Below are 20,510 nucleotides of genomic sequence, written 5' to 3' on the forward strand. Positions count from 1 at the left end.
ATTGGATAGGTCTGTGCGGTGTGTGTGCACCCGTTACATCGCCACCACGCTTTTGCGGTGTTTGTAGAAGAAGGTGGCGGGTTGCGTGAAGAGGAGCCATAGCTGTGCCGCGTCTGCCGAGGGATAGAAGCGTTTGGCATCTTGAACGCATTTCTCTTGACCGTCTTTCACGTCGGCGATGACGCGCACGGGTAGGGGATAGTCGATGTCGAAGCTGTCCCAGCCCGATTGTATTTGGTTGAAGTCCCACAGATAACCATTCTCGCTGTTAGCCGTATTCACGTATTTGGCAGGTTTCTCGGGCTCTCCCACATGCTGCTGACCTTTGTTGAGGATGTTGCAGATTTTCACTTGGAGTGAGAAACAAATGTGGGCTTGCTTGAATTGCAGCACGCCCTTGAAGCCCAACCTGTCTAGTGGTGCGCCTGCATCTAGGCTTCGTGCCTGCCTGAGTAACCCCACGGTTTCGCCATAGCGTTGTCTTGGCGCATCGGTGTCGGGGTCGATGAAGTCGTCGTTGTACGAGTCTACGAAGAGTTTTCCCAGTTCTTCCTCTACGGGGTCGGTGTCCCGATATTCGTAGGTGAACACTTCGGGCGTTATTTTGTTGAGTTCCATCATATCCATCACCCGATATAGGTTATAGGTTTTACCGTCGGATGCCGTGTAGGGCTGTGTGGCTTCGGGCTTTCCAGAGCGTTCTATGGCTTTCCAAGCCAACTCGGGGCTGTATGGCACGTTGTTCTTTCCGTATTCGAAACCGCTAGGCGCGAAGATGTTTGTGGCTGAGAACTTGGTGGCTGGCACAGGTTGGCCGCCGGTTTGCCTGAAAGTGTAGCGGTCTATGTAAGTGGCGGGTTCGCCCAGCGAGCGCGGATAGGCCAGTTGCAACCCTTGTTGGTCGGGCGTTTCGGCCTTGTCGGCCTCTTTAGTTTCACCTCCCAGTGTGGTGTTGCCTATGCCGAAGAAATGTTGGTGCATCATGAGGGTGGAGCTATTCTCGTCGGGTACGCTTACGCCCTCCTTGTCTTTGGTGAAGGGATAGGTGGAAAACTGGTGGTTGATGAGCATTCCGTTTTGGTCGTAGTATTTCAGTTCCAGCCCATAATAGATGTCTGGCGATGCCACCACGTCGAAATGGCGGCGTTGCGTGGTGACTGTCATTTCGCCATTGTCGTCTTTGGCGATGTCTATTTCTTGCGTTATGGGTATCACGGTGGTGTCTGCGGCCACGTGATAGGTGTTGTAAACCCTAACGGAATCGTCACCATTGGGACCCACGCCGATAAGTCCGCCCTTGTATCCCATTCGCAGGATGGCGTGAACGCTGTATATTTGGTCGTGTCCCTTTACGTCGCGTTCGATGGACGAAGGGGGCGCTTGCACGATTTTCTTGAAGAAATCGTCCACTTGTTCGTTGGTGCAGCTTGCCAAAAGGGCCGAAAGGACGATGGCCATTGCCGCTGTTTTAAGGTGTATATGTTGCATTATATTGTCGCTTTTGTTGCGTTATATGGAGAACGTTAGGAATTAAAATTTAAAGAGTGTTCTGATGGAGAAGTTGGCTCCACGTTCGTGCGCGTAGTACCTAAATCGGTCGGTGTACTCCTTATAAAGGTTATTGAGAATGTTGTCGCCCACGAGCATGAGTTTCAGCTCACGATGTTGGGGCATGCGCAAGGCCACTTCGGCCGTGCCGTTGAGCAGAAAGTAAGGGTCGGGCGAGTCGCTCACGAGATCCTTGTCGGGGTCGAACCGTGTTTGTTTGGTTACGTATATGCCCGAGAGCGAAACCGTTCCGCGCCATTTTCCGCTTTTATCTATGGCGCGCGTGTAGGTGGCCGAGAGCCCGTAGCGGTCTGAGGGCATGAAGGGCAGCCAGTCGTCGCGGGTAATGTTGCGCGCAAACATCCACTCGCCCTTTGCCACGAGCGAGAGACCTTCGATGGGCTTGGCTGTGGCTTCAATGTCGCCGCCCATGAGCCGCACGTCGTCTTGGTCGTAAATAAACTTGGGATACTTGCCGCTGGGATGATTGTGAAAGCGGTTTTTGCCCGTTCCGATGTGGTCGTATATGTAGCTGTTGATGCGTTGGTAGAAGAAACTGGGCTCTACGTTGAGCCACGTGTTGCGGTATCGTGCACCCACTACCGACTTGTAACCTCGCTCGCTGGCCAGGTGCCTGTTGCCTACCACCCAGTACGAGCCTTCTTGCAGGCCGATGGCATAAAGCTCATTGATGTCTGGCGGACGCCACGACCATCCGATATTTGCCCTTACGTCCCAGTTGTCGTCTATCTGGTAATGGCCTGCAAGGCTGGCCGTGAAGTTGCTATAAAGCTTAAAGTCGTCGTAGTAGGTGTAGTTGCTGAGGCTGGTGTAGCCGTTAACCGACATCACGCGGAAGTCGTAACGCATGCCCAGCGCCATTTGCAACCGCCCCCATTCGGCCTTGTGCAGGAAGTAACCTCCCATCGAAAGGGCGGCGAAGTTGGGCACGAAGGCCGGTTGTTTTGTTCCTGGGTAGTTGTAGTTGGTTTGATAAGTGTTTGATAGGCCTGCGTCGGTGGTCATCTTCCACAGCTTCCACTTGGCATGCCAAAGTACGTCTACCTTGTAGGTTTTAAGGATGAGGTCTTGTACGGGTATCCAACTCCATTGCGCTTTCTTGCGGTTTTCAAACTCCTGGCGCAGGTTTTCTTGGAACGAGAGGGTGAAATCAATCTGATGGCTTGGGTTAAGTCGCCATTTCAATTCACCTTTCAGGGTAACATGCTGCGACTGTTGGAAGGGCGGTTTTATCTCGTATGAGAAGGGTTGGATGGTCTGTGGGTCGGGTCGGCCATACTCAAATCGTTTCACCAGCTGGTCCAGATCGCTCACTTTACTGGCATAGTAGATGCCGCTACGCTGATAATAAATGCTGGAGAAGAGCGTGGCGGTGATGTGTTTTCCCTCAAACCCCACCATGCCCGATAGACTGATGGTGTTGTATCCGGTGTTATTCAGACGGTAATCGGCCGTGCGATAGTCGCCGCCTTTCGTGTACATGCCATGCACACGCGCTCCCCATGGACCATAACCAGCCTCTACGGTTGCGCTTCCGCTTGCACCTCGGGCATTGGTATCGTACCCCATATTCACGTTTCCCTTGGTTGTCACCCGCTTGTTGCCCCAAGGCAGTGGCGCATCGTTGAGCAATACCACGCCACCCATGGCACCGAAACCATAGCGTATGCATTCTGCACCCTTCACAACTTCAACCATGCTAGAACCCGTGTAGTCTAATTCTGGGGCGTGATCGGCACCCCAGCTTTGGCTTTCCAGCCTCACACCGTTGTTCATCAGCAATATCCTACTGCTGTGCATGCCTTGAATTACGGGCTTGGCGATGGTGTTTCCGGTGCTGATTGAGCTTACTCCAGGCACCGTTTCAAGTAGTTTGGCCAACGATGTGGCTCCACCTTTCTCTAATGCGTCGCTTCCGATGGTGGCTGTTTGTTGCAATTGTGTGGTATGTCGTTTCTGTGCCGTCACCTCCACATTACCAATCATCTTGGCATCGTCAACCATTTTCAGCGTCAATGTTTGCTTGGGGTTGGGTGTAAAGGTTTGAGTGAGGCGTTTATAACCCACCGACGAAACCTCTATTTTAGCCTTTTCTATTTTGGGCTTTAGTTGCAGTCGGCATTGTCCGTTAATGTCGGTTACGACTGGTGCAGTGGCGACGTCGCATCTTACCACGGCTCCTGCGATGGGTTCGCCCGTACTTTCGCTCTTCACCACCACGGTTTGAGTGGTTTCTTCTGCGTTGATTTGCACCTCTGTACCTGCCTTTGGGCTTCCAAATGCCCCTTGTGGCATTCCTCCCAAGCATAAGAACAGCGCTAAGTATAGCGTGGCGTGTCTAGCTATGCTTGTGGAGAGGGCTGTACACCTTTTGTTTCTTTCGTTTATCTTCATTTTAGTTTATAAATGTAGGGATTGTTTTAGTTCCCCTGTTAAATGGTATAACCTCATGAAAGGGGTTTCTAGGGCCTATACGATTTCTTTGAATAGGCGTGTTCTGGCTTGTAAACAGTAGCCTCCGAGCGTGGTTGTGCTATCCTGCAAAAGCGATGGTAAGGTGGAATGTATGTTCCTTTGCCTGGCTATATTGACTGATGATATTCTTCGCTCGGTTGTTAGGGCGGTCTTAAGCTGTCACTCCAAAATTATCCTAATTGGAGTTTAAGTGTTGCTTATTTTGAAGTACACCTTAATTATAATTAGGGAGTTTGCACCCCGTGATGTTCGTATATACACTATCGCCTCTTTCCCTGAACCTGCCAAGGAACGAGGGTGGACCGTTGTCCCTTTCGATCGGCGAAAGGTGCTTGTGTTGATATTTCTTTTGCGTTAACGGCAGTTGAATCGCGTTGTGTTGAAAAATCGTTGCAAAGGTCTTAATAAATAACAACTCTCACAATACCGAATATTAGGTAAATATTTTTGGCTTTTAGTCGTGAGATACTAAGGAGAGGGGAGTGATGTGGAGGGAATGTGCGTTGATATTTAGGTGGTTTTCTCCGTTAAAGGAATTGGTTTACGCGAGTTTGCGATAAGAGATGTTCGCTTTGTCAACTATCGCGTAGCGCTAGTTGGTGAGACTGCTATTCGTTTTTTACCTAATCTTGCCCAAGAAAGCATCGTATCTTATCCCGAATTCACGTAACGTTTGATGGTAGTTTGACACTATCTAGGCGGTTTGTTCCACAGCCTATCACCGTCACCAATTCAACCTTTCGCCCTCCAAACGCCACCTTTCAGTCCTCACCCGATAAGCTCTTGTAGTGAGCTTTTTCAGCTCTCGCTTTGTTACAGCTAAGTTGGACTCCTGTTCCAGATAAGTTGGACTCCTGTTCCAATTCAACTGGAACAGCATTCCAGATAACATGGAACAGCCGTCCGAAATACATTTAATACGGCGATTAATCTAATAATGCATAATCAGGGCTTAGAAAGCGCATTCTCTGAACGATGAAAATGCGAATGACGGAATGGTTAATTGGGGAGTTTGGGGTAAGAAACCATGTCCTCTGAACAAGATTGGACAGGTAAAGAAATTGCTTTTTCACCAACTAGTGCTACTCGGCAGAAGATATAACGATTGTGTTTTATCCCGAACTCGTGTAATAATTGCTTAAACAAGGATGTTAAGCACATTATATGGGCACATTAATGTGGGGGTGTGGGATAAAATACCATACGTTTTGAACAAATGTAAGGTGTAGGCAACGCTCGCATTTTGCCCATTACCGCATAACGTTTGGTGTGATTGGACGTGGGTTTGGAGTAAAGCAACACTTGCGTTTCGCCCATTACCGCATGACGTTTGGCGTGGTTGGACGTGAGTTTGTAGTAAAACAACGCTTGTATTTCGCCCATTACCGCATAGCGTTTGGCGTGATTGATGTGAGTTTGGAGTAAAGCAACGCTTGCGTTTCGCTCACTACCGCGTAGCGGTTGGTCCGTTGGTAGGGCAGGGTTGGGAGCGAGAGCGACCTACCCTGCCTAGGCTGTATATATCATCCTTCAAGGCCGTAGGTCTTGGTCTTTTTACATTTTAACGCCTTCGTGTTTGGGGATGAAAGTGATAATATCCACATTCCACAATGCATTTCATCACTAGATAACGCCTTCTTGCCTGTTGCCTTGCAGAAGTTGTAGAGCACAATGTGCTTCTCCATATAGTCATTGTTTTGCTGTTCTTTGCCATTTTATCAACTTTAGCTTTTCTAGAAAGGGTCGATGGGAAAGGGTGTATTTGTAAAATATAATTACTTGATTTAACAGATGAGGTCGGCAGTGTTGCGATTGAAGCATCTAGGGGCGGTGCAAGGTCGATGTTGGGTGTTTGTTGGGTAGTCAAGTTAACTAGGTCTGGCGGTTGGCGAGCTGAGGCTTGGGGCTGCCAAATCTTATTGGGAGTCGCTGGCGCATTTGCGTTTTCAGCAATGTTACATTTGTAGATGATGGCGCAAATGGCTATATGTCTAGTCCAGCATAGCTGTTTTGGTGCCTTTAAGCCTTGGTGTCTACATCGTGCGAAGACTGCTCGTCGGTGTTGGCCATTATCGAGGTGCACACGAATAGTTCGCTGTCCGTTTCCATATCCAGTGCGTTGCAGATGGGAGCGGTATAAGGTTGGCGGTCGAAATCCGACTTCATGATGAAGTCTAAGGTTGGTTTTTGAGCGATTTTCTGTTGCATATCTTTCTTGGATTTTGAGTTAGGTAATAGGCGCTTTTAGCGCTTTTGCGGGTTCTTAGCTATTTACTTTGCAAAAATACGTAAAGTTTCTTAACATCCCAAACAAAAGCGTTGTTATTTTTTAACTTAAGTTGGGCTACCCTCGCAGTCTGTTACGAATAGCCCATAACTGGTAATAAACGCGACAATGTGGTATGCTCTACCCATTACACAAAAGCTTTTATCAACAAGGATGTGTTTTCTCGCCGTTCTGTTTTGTAGTGGAAAAGGAAGGCGAAAGCTAGCAACGGACTGATGACTAGGGTGATGTGCGGTTCTCGTTATTGTTGATTGATAATGTTGGTAACGTCAATTAGACCGTGTTTTTTGGACGGACTAAACGGCAGGAAGGGTGTTGGAAAGAGGTACAAAATTGTCATTCGAACTGCATCAAAATATGTTATATTGCATGTTTTTGGGTGTCGTGGTTTTCCTGCGGTTTGTTCTACATGGCTGTAAGGTTGTATCACAATAGGAAAAACTACATTTTCTTCCAATCATTTAATACAAAAAATTTTGCGTTTTCGTGCTATTACGTTATATTTGCACTTGTATGGCAAAGCAGCAAGAGGCAATTAGAGAGCGCGTACACACAAATATTCGCGAACCGCGCAAGTATAAGGTGCTTATTCATAACGACGATTTCACCACGATGGACTTCGTCGTGATGATACTAAAGGTCGTGTTTTTTAAGACAGACACTGAGGCCGAGACACTGATGCTTACTGTACACAGAAGCAGCCAAGCAGTTGTGGGCGTGTATAGCTATGATGTAGCCCTGTCGAAGGTGAAAAAAGCCACCGATATGGCTCGTCATGCGGGCTTCCCTTTACGTTTAACCTGTCAACCTGGATAACATCATGCCGATTTATATCAATTCACACGATACCGACCAAGTGCTCAATGGCGCATTGAACTATTGCATGCTCTACCGAAACGAGTTTGTTACGCCCGAACATTTGCTTATGGCCCTAACAAACCAAGATAACTTTTCCATTGCACTAGACGCTTCTGGAGGCGACACTTTGGCGCTGATGGCACAGCTAGATGGCGTTGTGGGGAAGATGGAAACCATGCCCGCCGACTGGCATCACGTGCCCGACAACTCGGTGTTGCTATCCGAAGTTCTCTCCAACGCACAGAAATTGGCCATGATGGCCGATGTGGAAACGCTGCAAGTGCCCCACTTGGTGATGGGCCTTATTAATTTGGAAAACTCTGATGCGGCATATTTGTTGAACAAGCAGCTGGGCGAAAATGCCACAAACTTTGTGGCCGAGTTGGTGGAACTGTACACCAACGATGCGCGTATGTCTTTCTTTGGTGGCGAAGAAGGTGAGGAAGAGGAAAACGAACCATGGCGTTCGCTCGTTACATGTGTGAACGATACGTACAAAAATCATAACCCCCTGATAGGTCGCGAAGAGGAATTGCAACGCACCATACAAGTGCTTTGCCGAAAAGAAAAGAACAATCCGCTGCACGTAGGCGAACCTGGCGTGGGTAAAACCTCGCTGGTATATGGACTGGCGGCCATGATTGAGCGGGGCTACGTTCCGCAAAGGCTGCAAGGTTGCCGTGTATATCAGATGGATATGGGTACGATGTTGGCGGGAACACAATATCGTGGTGACTTGGAAAAGCGTATTAAGCAGGTGATGGACGGATTGTTGGAGGAGGGAAATACCATCCTTTACATCGACGAAATACACAACTTGGTGGGCGCAGGACGCTCGGGCGAAGGCTCGATGGATGCCTCTAACATGCTGAAACCCTATCTCGAAGGGGGCGATGTGCGCTTTATCGGTAGCACCACCTATGCCGAATACAACCGATATTTTGCTAAAAGCGCGGGCATTGTTCGGCGATTTCAACAGATAGACGTACCTGAACCAACGCCCGAAGAGGCTATCAAGATACTTAACGGCCTGAAAGGGCAATACGAGAAGTTCCATAACGTGCGCTATTCGCCTGGCGTGATCGAGTTTGCAGTGCGTGCCAGCGCCAAGTATGTTAACGATAGGCACCTGCCCGACAAGGCTATCGACCTGATAGACGAGGCTGGGGCTTACCGACAAATGCACCCCCTGCCCACCAAACGTCAGAAGGTGGACAAGGCATTGGTGGCCGATGTGCTTACCAAGGTGTGCAAGGTGCAGGCCGTTGCCTTGAAAGACGATGGCAACGAGGCGCTTTTGACGCTAGAAAAGCGCATGAAAGAGCAGATTTACGGACAGAATCAGGCCGTGGAACTGGTTACGCAAGCTATACAAACGGCCAAGGCAGGACTTACCGAAGAGGGTAAACCGCTGGCTGCGATGCTCTTTGTGGGACCTACGGGTGTGGGTAAAACCGAGGTGGCCCGTGTGCTGGCCCACGAACTGGGTATAGAATTGGTGCGGTTCGACATGAGCGAATACACCGAGAAACACGCCGTGGCAAAACTCATTGGTTCGCCTGCGGGATACGTAGGATACGAAGATGGCGGTCTGCTTACCGATGCAATACGCAAGACTCCCAATTGTGTGTTGCTGCTCGACGAGATAGAAAAGGCGCACGCCGACATCTACAACATCCTTTTGCAGGTGATGGATTATGCGCGTTTGACCGATAATAAGGGTCAGAAAGCCGATTTCCGCAACGTTGTTCTCATTATGACAAGCAACGCTGGAGCACAGTTTGCCTCGCAAGCCAACGTGGGATTTGCGAGCAACGTATCGCGTGGCGAGGCCATGATGGTACAGGTTAAGAAGACGTTTAAGCCCGAATTTATCAACCGCCTCTCGGCTACCGTGGTGTTCCGCGATATGGACGAGGCCATGGCTCACCTGATATTGAAGAAGAAAATAAAAGCCCTGCAACAGCAGTTGGCTGCTCGCAACGTGGAGTTAACGCTCGACGCCGCTGCCGAAAGCCATCTGTTGCGACTGGGTTTCACCCCTTTGTACGGCGCGCGTGAGATGGATCGCGTTATCGCCGCACAACTAAAACCCCTGCTTACCCGAGAAATGCTTTTCGGAAAGCTAAAAAAAGGCGGAAAGGCCATCGTGAAAACACAAGGCCACGAACCGCCAACACCCGACGACACCAATGTGCAGCTGGTGCTCGAAGTGCCTAAATGAGCTGCTACAACCGCTAACATCGTTTAAAATATCTCTCTCGCAATGCCCAATTTTGTTTATACATATAACAATCTTCACGCATACAATGGGCTGAAAAGGTCGTTGAGGGGGGAATACTGCGTTTCGTTTCGGGGCTTGTCCCCACTTTTGTCGCACTTGCGGCAGAGGTTGTTCGAGACGTGTATGGTGTTAACCTTATTCCTATAATACTATGGTGTTCGCGCTTGATACAACGCTCTCGTTCCCCGACCCGCATCTGGGTGAACCCGATGGCTTACTGGCCGTTGGCGGAGACTTGTCTGTAGACCGCATGTTGTTGGCTTACAGCTATGGCATTTTCCCGTGGTACTCGTTCCGATATAATCGCGAGATATTGTGGTATTGCCCCATGCAGCGGTTCGTTATTTTTCCTTCCGAGGTGCATGTGTCGCATTCCATGCGCTCGTTGATGAGTAGGGGCACGTACCATGTTACCTTTAACCAGGACTTCGACGAGGTAATAAGGCGTTGCAGTCGGTTGCGCATCAAGGAAGACGGTGCTTGGTTGGGGGTAGACATGGTGAAAGCCTACCGCAAAATGCACGAGCAGGGCTTCGCTGCCAGTGTGGAAGTGTGGCAAAGCGATCATCTTGTGGGTGGCCTTTATGGCGTAACCATTGGGCGTTGCTTCTTTGGCGAGAGTATGTTTTCGTTGGTTCCCAGTGCCAGCAAACTAGCTCTTATCCACTTGGCACATTATATGAACGACAATGGCGGTTTGCTAATCGACTGCCAGTTCGAAACGCCCCACCTGCGCTCGATGGGTGGGCGCTTCATCGCTTACGACGATTACCTTAAGATTATACAGCAAGAATAGCAATGAACAACAAAGAACTGATGCGTAGGGCCATTGCCCTGAGCGAAGAAAGTGTGAAAAACGGAGGTGGCCCCTTTGGGGCAGTGATAGCTCGCAACGGTGAGATTGTAGCCGAAGCGGCCAACCGCGTAACCCTAGACCATGACCCAACGGCACATGCCGAGGTAAGTGCCATCAGGCTGGCTAGCCGTAAATTGGGCACGTTTAACCTTTCGGGATGCGACATTTACACCTCGTGCGAGCCCTGTCCCATGTGCTTAGGTGCCATCTATTGGGCGCATCTCGACAATATTTACTATGCCAATAATCGCGAAGACGCTGCCAACATCGGCTTCGACGACGACTTTATCTACAATGAAATGGCATTGAAGCCCAGCGAACGCAGTAAGAACATGGAGCTTTTGTTGCCCAACGAGGCCATCAACGCCTTTAAAATGTGGGAGGAAAAGGTGGAGAAAACGGAGTATTGAGTGTGATGGGGAAATACGTGGAGTGGGGTTAAAGTCTAGAGAAGAAGTAGGTAGAGCTGTTTGAAACTTAGTGGACCGATCCACAAAATGTGCTTAATGGCCTAAGAAAGCAGATAGTTTTGCAATCCCTTCTTGGAACTTTTGAATGTTCTTTGCTTTCAGTTTAAGAATGTTTTGTTGTTTCCATTGTACGGAAGGGAAAGCGCTTAGGTTACCTGCGATACATAAATCCCACTTCGGTTCTCCTTTTTCGAAAGACAGTAGGAAAGTCTTGTCGCGTTCGTCAAGGCTTGCGTTCACTTTTTTTATCAGCTCATGTCGTGTATGTTCGTAGTCAGCGTACGAGAAAGGAACGTCTGTCATACCTCTAAACTGATTTTCAAGGGCTTGTTCTTGGCTGATGTTATGTGGCGTTAAAACCTCTATGATGGGTTTGTCGCTGCCTAACAAGCTTAGCAACAGGCCATTCTTTACTTCCTCTAATGTATCGCCTTTCATGTATCTACAGTCGAAAAGGTCGCGTGGATGTTGTCGACTGAGTGCTGCAATGATTTTTCCGCCATAGAGTTGAGAATAAGAAACGAGGCGTGCTTTGCATGTTGCTTGGAACTCGACCTGAGCCTTGGGGCAGAGAGGTAGTTCTTCTAAGTTGCCAAGTACACCTCGTTTGGTTGCATTAACCTCTATCTTAACCATCGCTCCATCGAGCGAACATTGCAGCTTATATACGTCTTCCTTGTGAATAACGCTTATCCCAGGCAGCGTTCGCTCAATACTTGCTTTGAGCATGCGCAAAAGTTGGTTAATGTTTTCCAAACTCTTGGTGCGTGGTTCTATGGGGATGTATGTAAGATCAATGTCGATTGAATATCTGGGCATATCTTGATGAAACAGGTTTATTGCTGTTCCACCATGTACGGCAAAATGTTTTATTTGGTATACAGCGGGCATGATGCGGATAAGCAAACCCACTTGGCGCTTGTATTGTTCGTTGTTCATGGTAAAAATAGGCTGTTATTGATGGTAGATATTATTCCTTACTCATATTCGGAAAGTTCTTTGGGTACAGTCATTTTGTATTTGCTGGCATATATTCCACCCTTTGTTAGCTGCAATTTATGTGTGCCGAGGTCTACTGATTGTACGTCTATTTCATTCAACCAATAGTGTCTGGCTTTCTCTGCCATATATAGAAATAGGCGTTTAACGCGGTAATTGCCCGTGGTGGCTAGCAACGCTTGCACCATTTCGGGGCGCAAGGTGGTTAGTTGCTCCATGATATAGTACAGGTCCATATAGTTATAGTGCATCGGAGCAAGCAACAAACACTCCATAAATGCCTGTTCGGGGGTGGATACGAGCAGCTGCCAATCTCCAAAGGGTAGCATTACAGTTTGGGGCGAGGCAAAGATATCGGTACCGAAAGCTACAAAATCCCTATCAAACACCCTTAACTTCGTCCATTGTGGAACAGCGTCTCTCCCCGCAGTAACTATTAACTGAGGCTTCCCCATGGGTACATAGTGGTTAACACCCCAAAGTTCGAGGGCAGAATGAGCAGCTACACGAAGCTGTTTTCCCAACTGTTGGTTGTAAGAACTTAGTGCACCGAAAGCGGAGAGTTCATCGCCTGCGCGATAAACAATCCCACGACCCAAGGCAGAAAGCCAGCCCGAGGAACGGTAACGATTGATAAGCTGTGGCGAATAGCCTTGTTCGTTCAGCCATTTGGAGAAGTATAGTCCTCCTTTATGCCCTGATTGTAATAGCTGGTTTATTTTACTGGCAGCTAATATACTCATAGTTTATCTTTCTATATAAAGTTTCAACTACAAAAATAGAGATATTTTGGAAACGTACCAAATATCTCTTGGCTTTTCTTGGAGGGTTTGGTATGTATTGCTGGTTGACTCTACGGGCACGTATATATAAGATGAGTAGGATGAAATTCTCATCCCCACCAATTCATAAGCTCATTATCTTACCCTTCTTCTTCCACCACCAATCCATTTTCCCTTACGTGTTGGATAAGCGCTTTAAATGTTCGGTTATGGTTTAGGGTGGGTATGTGTCCCGTTATAATCATCTGTTTGCGTGCTCGAGTAAGTGCCACGTTCAGCTTACGGTCGATAATTCGGCCGTTTTCTTCGAAGCAATTGGCGGTGAGGAAGTCGAGTTGGTAGCGGTGGGCGATGGTGAACGAATAGACGATGACATCTCTTTGCGACCCCTGGTAGCGTTCAACGGTGTCGATGGTGATGTTGTTTAGTTCGGCGATATCCAGCTTTTGCAACTCGCGACGTATCATCGCAATTTGGTTGCGATAAGGAACGATGACGCCAACGGTACGATTAGCGTCGAAAGCATTACCGTAAAAGCGGTGGATACGTCCCAATATGCGAGCCACGATGCGTGCTTCGGCAGGGTTGGCTTTGTCTGACGGACTCTCGTTTTCGCAGTTCTCAGCCGCGAAGAACAGCAGACGATGGGCTTTCAGCTGGTCGTCAAGCGTGTCTTGTGATGGCAGGCTGTAATCAAGTTGTTGCTCTTCCTGATGCGGACACGGAACCACATCAGGTTGTTCGTGGGCATAAAACATCTCGTTGGGGAAGCGTGCGATGTGCGGGTGCATGCGTCCTTGGCGGTTAAGTATGCCAATGAGGCGCGTGCGACCTTGGCTCCGCTCCCAGTGTATCAACCGTTCGAAGAGCGATTGGCGACAGTCGGTTATGCCGATGGCATTTAATTGCGGGTCGTTCACTGCGGCTTGGGCGGCGTTTTGCTGAACCACGGCGGGCAATTGCTTATGGTCGCCGATAAGTACAAACTTGTCTATGGCCGGCAAACTGTCGCTTTGAGGGCGCAATCCATGGGCCAGGGCCGTGTCGTGAGGCAAGTTGGCAGAGAGCAAACCCACGATGTTGGGCTCTAATATCTGCGATGCCTCGTCGATAACGGCTAGGTCGAAGTGCTTCAAAGCAAAGATGTTTGAGCGCGATTGCATGGTGGAGGTTGTGCCAACGAACACCCGACAAGCCTCGATACGCTGCTTGATAAGGGCCAGTTTGGGATCTTTGTCCACCAGTCGGTCTAGCAAGTAAGGGCGAAAACGTTCGTCGCAGCTGTATTCGTTGCCGATTCGTAGGAAGGGGATGTTGGCCGATAGCAGCATGTCGCATATCTCGTCTACCGCCCTGTTGGTGTACGACATCAGCAGGATGTTACCCGCTTGTTCTTCAACAATAAAGCGCAGGGCCATCGAAGTCTTGCCCGTTCCCGGCGGACCAACGAGTAGAAAGTAGTCACTCGCTTGCTTAATGCGGAGCAGCACCTCATCGTAACTGGGATGATAGCTTCGTGACAACTCTGCTGCGGCATCGTATTGCGGTTCTCTTTGCCCCAAAAGCAGGGCTTTGCGTTGAGCGTTTGCCGTGGCAAAGCTATGTAAGGCCTTCACGGCCGACGTACTACCCACGTCGCTCGTGGCATGTTCGATGGCGAAATACTTATCGCCTTGCAAGTAGTTGTCGTTTTGCAGACCATCGTTCAGGTGCACCACAAGTTGGCTAACGGCGATGTCTACCAGCACGCCTTTAAACAAGATGCTTCGCCGAACGTCGGGTTCGGCATCGGGTTCGTAGGCATAGAGGTACACCATATCTCCACGGCGGAAGTTCGGAAGGAAGTCGTCGGCCTGTTCAGGAACGTCGAACGTGAGCGTGTCTACCCCGTTATAGCTGTTACTTTTCTCTGCCTTTTGCAGTTTAAGGGCGGTAAAAATATTTCCCGTTTCTCGTTTTTCGGCCAGCGGCATGTTCCAAAGGTCGGCTCCGCTGTGACCTTGCGTCTGCTGTGCGCCCACCTTTGCCAGCAACTGTTCGTTGTAAGCGAAGGTTAGCATACGGCATACGTAGGCGCGTTCCAGTGCTTCGAGCTTATGCAGGGGTGTGGTTACGGCAGCGATTTGGGGTTCGAGGTAGCGATAATAAAAGGTTGAACCAAGTTGATATTGGTTCAACGTGTCGGGCGAAAGCTTGTCGATAACACTGTCGAATCCTTGTTGGGCGATGCCAAATTCTTGTGCCACAATCTCGTTGCGCAGGCGTATTGCCTCGTGAAAAAGGCGTTGCAGATAGGCCACCACTACCAATCCGCCGGGCAAGGGATATTTGGAATAAAGCAGACGGATGTCTACCTGTTGGTTAGATAGGCGGAAATTGTGGCGCAAAACACCGTAGTAGAGCAGCAATTGCACGTAATGGTCTTCTTTCTGAAAGCTGCCATACTCGTTGGGTTGGTTGCGTTGTATGTTGTAGTTGGCGCCCGATTTCTGTTCCACCAGCAACCGAAAGTCGCTCGTCATGAGGTCAACGCGCCCCTGCAAGCCCAGTTCTTCGCAAACGAACGAAGGCTCGAGCAAGGCTTTCGAGCGGTCGAACCCCTCTTGTTCGCTATCGAAAAGGCGGTCTACAATTTCCCCGATGTTCTTCGCTTGGTTAACAGCCACCTCGCGAAAGGGTTCGCGCGCGTTGAGGTCGGCACAGGTGCAGAACTCCATGGTACGCTCTTTAAAGGTGTTGGTGAAGGTCTGTCGCCAGTCGTAATCGGTGTTGTTGTTGATGATGTCGTTTAGTGCAGCCCCCGCAAAGCTACCCACCAGTATGGCTTGCGAATTGGCATTGGCCCCCATTCGGTTAACGGTGTAGGCCAAGGGATGGTGTCCGTAATCGGTAAAGCAGCGTGCAATGGCACTGATGTCAAGCAGAAAGTCGGGCTCTAGCACCACCAATCGTGGCAGAAGGGCATTTCCTTGCTTGGTGCTATCTAGCAAGTTGAGTTGCATTCCCACACGAAGCAGGGGCTTAAGGTAGGCTTGTTCTTCTGCTTCTAGGTTCAGAACCATGGGCTCTGGGTATGCTTCGTGGTCTATTTTCACCATGATTTGGTTGTCGTCGCATTGGTCTACGATGCAGCGCAGGTAGCGAAAGTCAATGTGTCGCAACTCTTTTGGCGGCTTGTTTGTGGGTGCGATGCGCCCAACCAGCGTGCTGGGGATGTGTGCGCCATATACGGCCGAGACGAAGATGGATAGCGCCCGACAGTGATAAGGTACGTCTTCAAGGGGTATAGGTTGAGTCTTGTTGCTCTCGCGACGCATCTGTTGGATGGCTACCACATCGCGAAGGGCTATGCGATGACGTTTGCAAAGGAAATCTACCTTCGAAAACAGGTTGCCGAAGGCCTGTAAGCTGTCTTGCAAAGCGCCGTCGCAGGCCAGCGAAAGAATGTCGTGCAGCTGCTTGTTTACGGCCTCGGGGATCGTGGAAGCTGTGGATAAGGCGTGGCCGATGCGACGAAACAACTCGTCGGCGGTGACATAGGTGCGTGGGGCGGGCATGTGGCGATGTGGCGTTTAGCCAATGGTTAAGGGGTGGGACATGAACTGAAAAACGAGCCTTGCATTGTACACGTAGAGGTAGAGGGCCAAAGCCACGATGCCCCAGCGCAGCACAAGGGCCGGCTTAGCCGATAGGCGCTTGAACATAAAGGCAATGGCGATGGGGATGATGAACATCCAGTGGGTGCCCATGATATAGGCCTCGTTTAGTCCGAACCCCAAAATAATGTGCAAAAAGATGTCTACCCCCAACCACGACAGGCAGAGCCAAAGCACCCTTTGGCGTATTCCGCAAAGCAAGCCAACCACAAAAAGCACCACCAAGACAGCCTCCACGGCGTAGAAAAGCCAATGTTCGTAGTGCACAACAACGGGTCGCGAGATAAACAGGTCTTCCAGTAAATGGTTGCGATGCAACTGTATGCTCTCGCCAAACACGTTTTCCACCACGCTCGTTAGGCGTGGCGTGTCTTTGTCAGTCCATTTAAGTACGGGGTCGTTGCCCATGGGTTTGCCGATGATACGTTCTTTTCGGGCCTCGTGTGCCGTACTTCGTTTAATGACGTTGGGGTTCTTTTGTCGCACTTGCGCTTCAATTCGGGCCGATTCTTGTTCGCGTGGCAGCAGTTGAAGGGTGTATTGGGCATAGAAGGCTGCACCCAAAATAACTAGCGGAAGCACAACCGCCAGCAGCAGTCGGCGTGGCTTAAAGAAGTTCTTATCCATGCCGAAAAGGTCGGCCAAGAGGGTTTTCGCACCGTTGCTAATCGTTATGCCAGCCGTAAACAACAGTAAAAGTGCCGTTTGCCACCATGCCATAGCCTTACCCTTGGCGTGTGCATCGTTGGCTATATATAAGGTGAGGATGAGCAATAGCAGCGAAAAGCAAAAGTGGTCGGGTAGCATGACGGCTAGCATGATCGATGCAAACGAGAACAATAACGCGGTAAGCGCAAGGGCATCTACAAGCTTTAAGCCAATCTGCGAACGCAAAATGCGAAATAGTAGCACCGCGCTAAGGGTGGCGCAGAGCGTTAACAACACGGCCATGATGTAGATGGCAGCATTGAAATCGAAGTGTTTGATGATGGCATCGTTGAGCCAATAGAACGGTGCGAGCAGCGGACCGAACAACGGATGTCGAGAAAGTTCGTAGTATATCTTGCCGTTTGAGAGGTAGATACATGAGTAGGCGTCGTAGCCCGAAACATGGAACATCTCGTGAAACAACACCCAATATCCCCTAAAACCCACGCGTGTGAAAAGGTTGTGGTATTTATATATGGTGAGCGCATTTTGTAACGCAAACACCAAGAACGCCACTAGGGCCAGCGGTTTTTCTTCTTTTCTTAGTTTAAACATACGTTTTACGTAAGCATACTTTTATATAACGTCAGAACGGCAATGTTATTATATACGTCAGTTCGAGATAAAAAGCAATTGTTATGCTAGCAAATCTTGCTCAGAAAGCATGGTATATTATCCCAAACTAGCCTTTTTATATGTTTGGTGGATAAAGCTATTGCAGGTGTCTTATTGTGCTTCCGCTTCCCCGTGCATCGCCTTTCGCATCCCCTCTTTTTAGCTTTCGTTGCATTGTTTTTCGTTATATGGTTTGTTCCCGATAAGTTGGAATAATGTTCCAGATCAATTGGAGTGTTGTTCCAATTAAACTGGAACCCTGTTCCAATTGATCTGGAATCCGATTCCAGCTAACATGGAACAAACCGATATGTTAGTTTCTTTATCTTAAAGGCTTATTGAATAGGTGCAACGAGAGTTGCGTTTGCTTTCAAATATGTGTGTGCGTTGAGGCTTTGTCACCGTTTTCGCCCCGTTGGTTTCTAGCTGTTGAGCAGATAATCTATCGTGGAATATAAGTTCCAAGCATAGAGCCAAAGGGTGAGCGAGCCAATGGCGATGCGCAGCAAGGTGCGCTTTCGGCCCGTGGCGGTTAAGAGCAGGGCAGCCAAACCCAAAGGTAACACGTAGGCCCAATGGGCTGTCATGATGTACACCTCGTTGAGGCCGAAGCCCAATCCCACGTGTAAGACCCAGTCCATAGCGGCAAAGGCCAGGGCCATGAGCAGCAGTTTGTTGCGCCGTCCCACCCAAAGTCCTACGGCGAAGAGCAGCACCAGCAACCCTTCGGCCACGTAATTGATGGCCCAGCGATAGTGAACGATGACGGGCCTACGCCTATACATGTCTTCCAAAAGATGGTCGCGATGTAGCTGTATGCTTTCGCCAAAGAGATTTTCAATGCTCGATTGCAGTCGCGAAGTGCTGATATCGGTCCATCTCATAAATTCTCCTTGCATCATGGGCTTACCCATTTTGGCGGCTGCACCATTGTTTGGGCTTTTCTTTGCTGTGGTGTTGGTGGGTCGTGGCGGTAGTTTGGGGTTATGTGGATTTTTCTTTTTCGCATCGTTAACAGCCTCTTCCCATGCCAGTTGGCGTTTTCGAGCTTCTTCTTCGGCTTTCTTCTTGGCCGCAGCCTTACGTTTGTCGCGTGCCTGATGGCGCTTAACCTCGTCTGGCCAAACAAAGCGTTTGTACTCGAAACGTGCGAAAGCCCATATCAAGGCCGAAGGAAGTAGCACGGCAAAGAATAGGAAACGGGGGCGGAAAAAGCGGCGGCCATTGGTGAAAAGTGCCGCTACAAATACCTTTAAGCCGTTGTTCAGCGATATGCCAGCTGTGAGAACGAAGAGGCAAAGTGCCTTCCACGTGGGCATGGCGGTGTGTCGTTGTTGATGATTGGCTGCCACTAAGAGGGTGAGTAGCAGGGCAAAGAGCGACAGGATGAAGTGGTCGGGCGCGATGGCCGACAACATGACGTAGGCCAAGGAGAAGAAAAACAGACTGAGCAAACGGGTGTCGAACAGGGTAAGACCCATTACTTGGCGCAACAGTCGGTGAAGAAACACCAGCGAATAAAAGGCTGCGAAGACTTGCATAGCTGCCACAACAAAGATGGCGCAGTTGATGCCCGTGAGCCACATCAGGCCTTGGTTGATCATATATGGCACATACATGAAGAAGGCTAGCAAGGGATGGCGAAACACGTTGTAGCCTGCTTGCCAGTCGCTAACCACCACATAGGTGATGGGATCGAAGCCCGAGAGGTGGAAGTTGCGAATGATGAGGTCCCAATAGTGGGTTTGCAGGGGCGTAAAAAGTTGGTAATAGCGGGCGATGAGTAAGGCGTGCAACCCCACGAAGACAGTAAGCAGGGGTGCACCCACCATCCATTCTTCGCGCCGAACCTTGAAAATGGAAAACATACGTATGCCGTCGCGCTTGAGAAAGAAGCGCACCAGCAGGAAGTTGATGGGCACGCAGACGGCGAACATGGGTAAGGGCGCGAGCGTTTTACTTACACCGAGGTCTACAAAGAGATTGAGTGTGGCCATCTGCAACAGGTAATTCACCACATGGGCCATGGCAAAACCAGCCCCACGACCAGGTGTTCCGCCCACACGAAAGGTGTAACGCAGACTGGCCCAGAGGTTAAAGGCGAAGCTTAGAAGATAGGCCACGGTCATGGCTAGGTTGTGGTTGGTAAACTGCAAACCCACCCAATAGGCCGTGTATTGTATGGCGGTGGCCGACAAACCTACGATGCCGAAGCGCAATATTTCGCCCAAGCCTTGGCGTTTACTTTGTTCTGAAGGGTTTATAATGTGGTTCATCCGCATAAGCTAGCATTTCTTTGTCGCCTTGGCTGTCGCCGTAGGCCGTGATATAGTATTGTTCTCGGGGGGTGAAAAGGTTTTCCACGCGTCGCACTTTCTCTGCCCCATGGCAGTTGGGTGAGGCAAACCGCCCCGTCAGCGTTCCGTTTTCCACTGCTATTTGTGTGCCGATAACCTGCACTTGTGGCAGTTGGCGAAAGAAGGGTAGCACCCAATTGGTGATACTGGCACTAACAACCAGCACGCTTTCGCCACGTTGGCAGGCCGTTTCTATGGCCTTTATGCCTTGCGGGCGCAGTATGTGTGCGTTGTTTTTAGCGAACGATTGGCAGTGCGCATCGAACGTTTCGAGCGTCATCCCTTTGAAAAAGTGAGCAAATAGCCGTTCTTTGGTTCGGCCGTTTGGGTATAGTCGCAACTTCATCAGCACAATCAGGGGCAGGTAAAGCCCAAAGCCCACGAGCATCCGCCATCTTCCCACTGCGTGGGCGATGAATGCTGGCAGGGTGTCGAGCGTTGTTAGCGTGCCGTCGAAGTCGAAAAGTGAAACGCGATAATTCATAAAAAATAAACCACTTAAACCCAAAATGTTGGGCCTTTGTCATCTAAAAGCTTTATAAGCATGTTGTTTAGAGCTTCAAAACTCATTAATTCATCAACCTCAGTGAGCGA

At 49.6% G+C, this 20,510-nt stretch carries 15 protein-coding genes; 4 read left to right on the forward strand and 11 right to left on the reverse strand.

From position 1 onward, the window contains the following. Positions 1 to 33 precede the first annotated feature (33 nt). The 5 genes from F453_RS0110380 to F453_RS0110395 all read right to left on the reverse strand — a co-directional run bounded on the left by F453_RS0110380 (position 34) and on the right by F453_RS0110395 (position 6,252). Positions 34 to 1,488: a hypothetical protein gene (locus F453_RS0110380; RefSeq protein WP_148295842.1), complete on the reverse strand. Its 1,455-nt coding sequence runs from the start codon at positions 1,486 to 1,488 to the stop codon at positions 34 to 36. A gap of 42 nt (positions 1,489 to 1,530) precedes the next feature. Continuing rightward, positions 1,531 to 3,864, reverse strand: a complete 2,334-nt coding sequence (locus F453_RS0110385) for a TonB-dependent receptor (protein ID WP_026292548.1) — start codon at positions 3,862 to 3,864, stop codon at positions 1,531 to 1,533. Positions 3,865 to 4,768: 904 nt separating this feature from the next. Further along, the gene (locus F453_RS16280) at positions 4,769 to 4,936 is read right to left on the reverse strand and encodes a thioesterase (protein ID WP_081619161.1); all 168 of its coding nucleotides are present in this window, start codon (positions 4,934 to 4,936) and stop codon (positions 4,769 to 4,771) included. A 631-nt stretch (positions 4,937 to 5,567) separates the two neighbouring features. Beyond that, positions 5,568 to 5,729 (reverse strand): hypothetical protein, encoded by a 162-nt coding sequence (locus F453_RS15720; protein ID WP_154650700.1) that lies wholly within the window; start codon positions 5,727 to 5,729, stop codon positions 5,568 to 5,570. Between the two features lie 334 nt (positions 5,730 to 6,063). Then, positions 6,064 to 6,252, reverse strand: coding sequence for a hypothetical protein (locus F453_RS0110395; RefSeq protein WP_018967950.1), 189 nt, complete (start codon positions 6,250 to 6,252; stop codon positions 6,064 to 6,066). 592 nt (positions 6,253 to 6,844) lie between these two features. On the opposite strand from F453_RS0110395, the gene F453_RS0110400 reads away from it, so the two are divergent. The 4 genes from F453_RS0110400 to F453_RS0110415 all read left to right on the forward strand — a co-directional run bounded on the left by F453_RS0110400 (position 6,845) and on the right by F453_RS0110415 (position 10,739). After that, on the forward strand, positions 6,845 to 7,147 hold the full coding sequence (locus tag F453_RS0110400; protein WP_009237762.1) for an ATP-dependent Clp protease adaptor ClpS: 303 nt from the start codon (positions 6,845 to 6,847) through the stop codon (positions 7,145 to 7,147). Between the two features lie 4 nt (positions 7,148 to 7,151). Beyond that, the gene (locus tag F453_RS0110405) at positions 7,152 to 9,413 is read left to right on the forward strand and encodes an AAA family ATPase (protein ID WP_018967951.1); all 2,262 of its coding nucleotides are present in this window, start codon (positions 7,152 to 7,154) and stop codon (positions 9,411 to 9,413) included. 211 nt (positions 9,414 to 9,624) lie between these two features. Next, positions 9,625 to 10,269, forward strand: coding sequence for a leucyl/phenylalanyl-tRNA--protein transferase (gene aat, locus F453_RS0110410; RefSeq protein ID WP_018967952.1), 645 nt, complete (start codon positions 9,625 to 9,627; stop codon positions 10,267 to 10,269). A gap of 2 nt (positions 10,270 to 10,271) precedes the next feature. Then, positions 10,272 to 10,739: a nucleoside deaminase gene (locus F453_RS0110415; protein WP_009237765.1), complete on the forward strand. Its 468-nt coding sequence runs from the start codon at positions 10,272 to 10,274 to the stop codon at positions 10,737 to 10,739. A gap of 93 nt (positions 10,740 to 10,832) precedes the next feature. Here the strand turns inward: F453_RS0110415 and F453_RS0110420 are convergent, their stop codons facing one another. From F453_RS0110420 to F453_RS0110445, 6 genes are all read right to left on the reverse strand, one after another. After that, positions 10,833 to 11,738 carry a nucleotidyl transferase AbiEii/AbiGii toxin family protein gene (locus F453_RS0110420; protein ID WP_018967953.1) on the reverse strand — a complete coding sequence of 302 codons (906 nt, stop codon included), beginning with the start codon at positions 11,736 to 11,738 and terminating at the stop codon, positions 10,833 to 10,835. 38 nt (positions 11,739 to 11,776) lie between these two features. Further along, positions 11,777 to 12,541 (reverse strand): type IV toxin-antitoxin system AbiEi family antitoxin domain-containing protein, encoded by a 765-nt coding sequence (locus F453_RS0110425; protein ID WP_018967954.1) that lies wholly within the window; start codon positions 12,539 to 12,541, stop codon positions 11,777 to 11,779. Positions 12,542 to 12,720: 179 nt separating this feature from the next. Then, positions 12,721 to 16,137, reverse strand: a complete 3,417-nt coding sequence (locus F453_RS0110430) for a DEAD/DEAH box helicase (RefSeq protein ID WP_018967955.1) — start codon at positions 16,135 to 16,137, stop codon at positions 12,721 to 12,723. Between the two features lie 15 nt (positions 16,138 to 16,152). After that, positions 16,153 to 17,499 carry a DUF6080 domain-containing protein gene (locus tag F453_RS0110435; RefSeq protein ID WP_018967956.1) on the reverse strand — a complete coding sequence of 449 codons (1,347 nt, stop codon included), beginning with the start codon at positions 17,497 to 17,499 and terminating at the stop codon, positions 16,153 to 16,155. Between the two features lie 482 nt (positions 17,500 to 17,981). Continuing rightward, entirely contained in the window at positions 17,982 to 19,835 is a 1,854-nt protein-coding gene (locus F453_RS0110440; protein WP_018967957.1) for a DUF6080 domain-containing protein, read from the reverse strand. After that, a complete protein-coding gene (locus F453_RS0110445; protein WP_018967958.1) occupies positions 19,801 to 20,400 on the reverse strand; it encodes an HAD-IB family hydrolase in 600 nt (199 codons plus the stop codon). Before F453_RS0110445 ends, F453_RS0110440 begins: the two co-directional genes overlap by 35 nt. Between the last annotated feature and the right edge of the window lie 110 nt (positions 20,401 to 20,510).

Source organism: Hoylesella loescheii DSM 19665 = JCM 12249 = ATCC 15930 (assembly GCF_000378085.1).
In the GTDB taxonomy this organism is placed as follows: domain Bacteria; phylum Bacteroidota; class Bacteroidia; order Bacteroidales; family Bacteroidaceae; genus Prevotella; species Prevotella loescheii.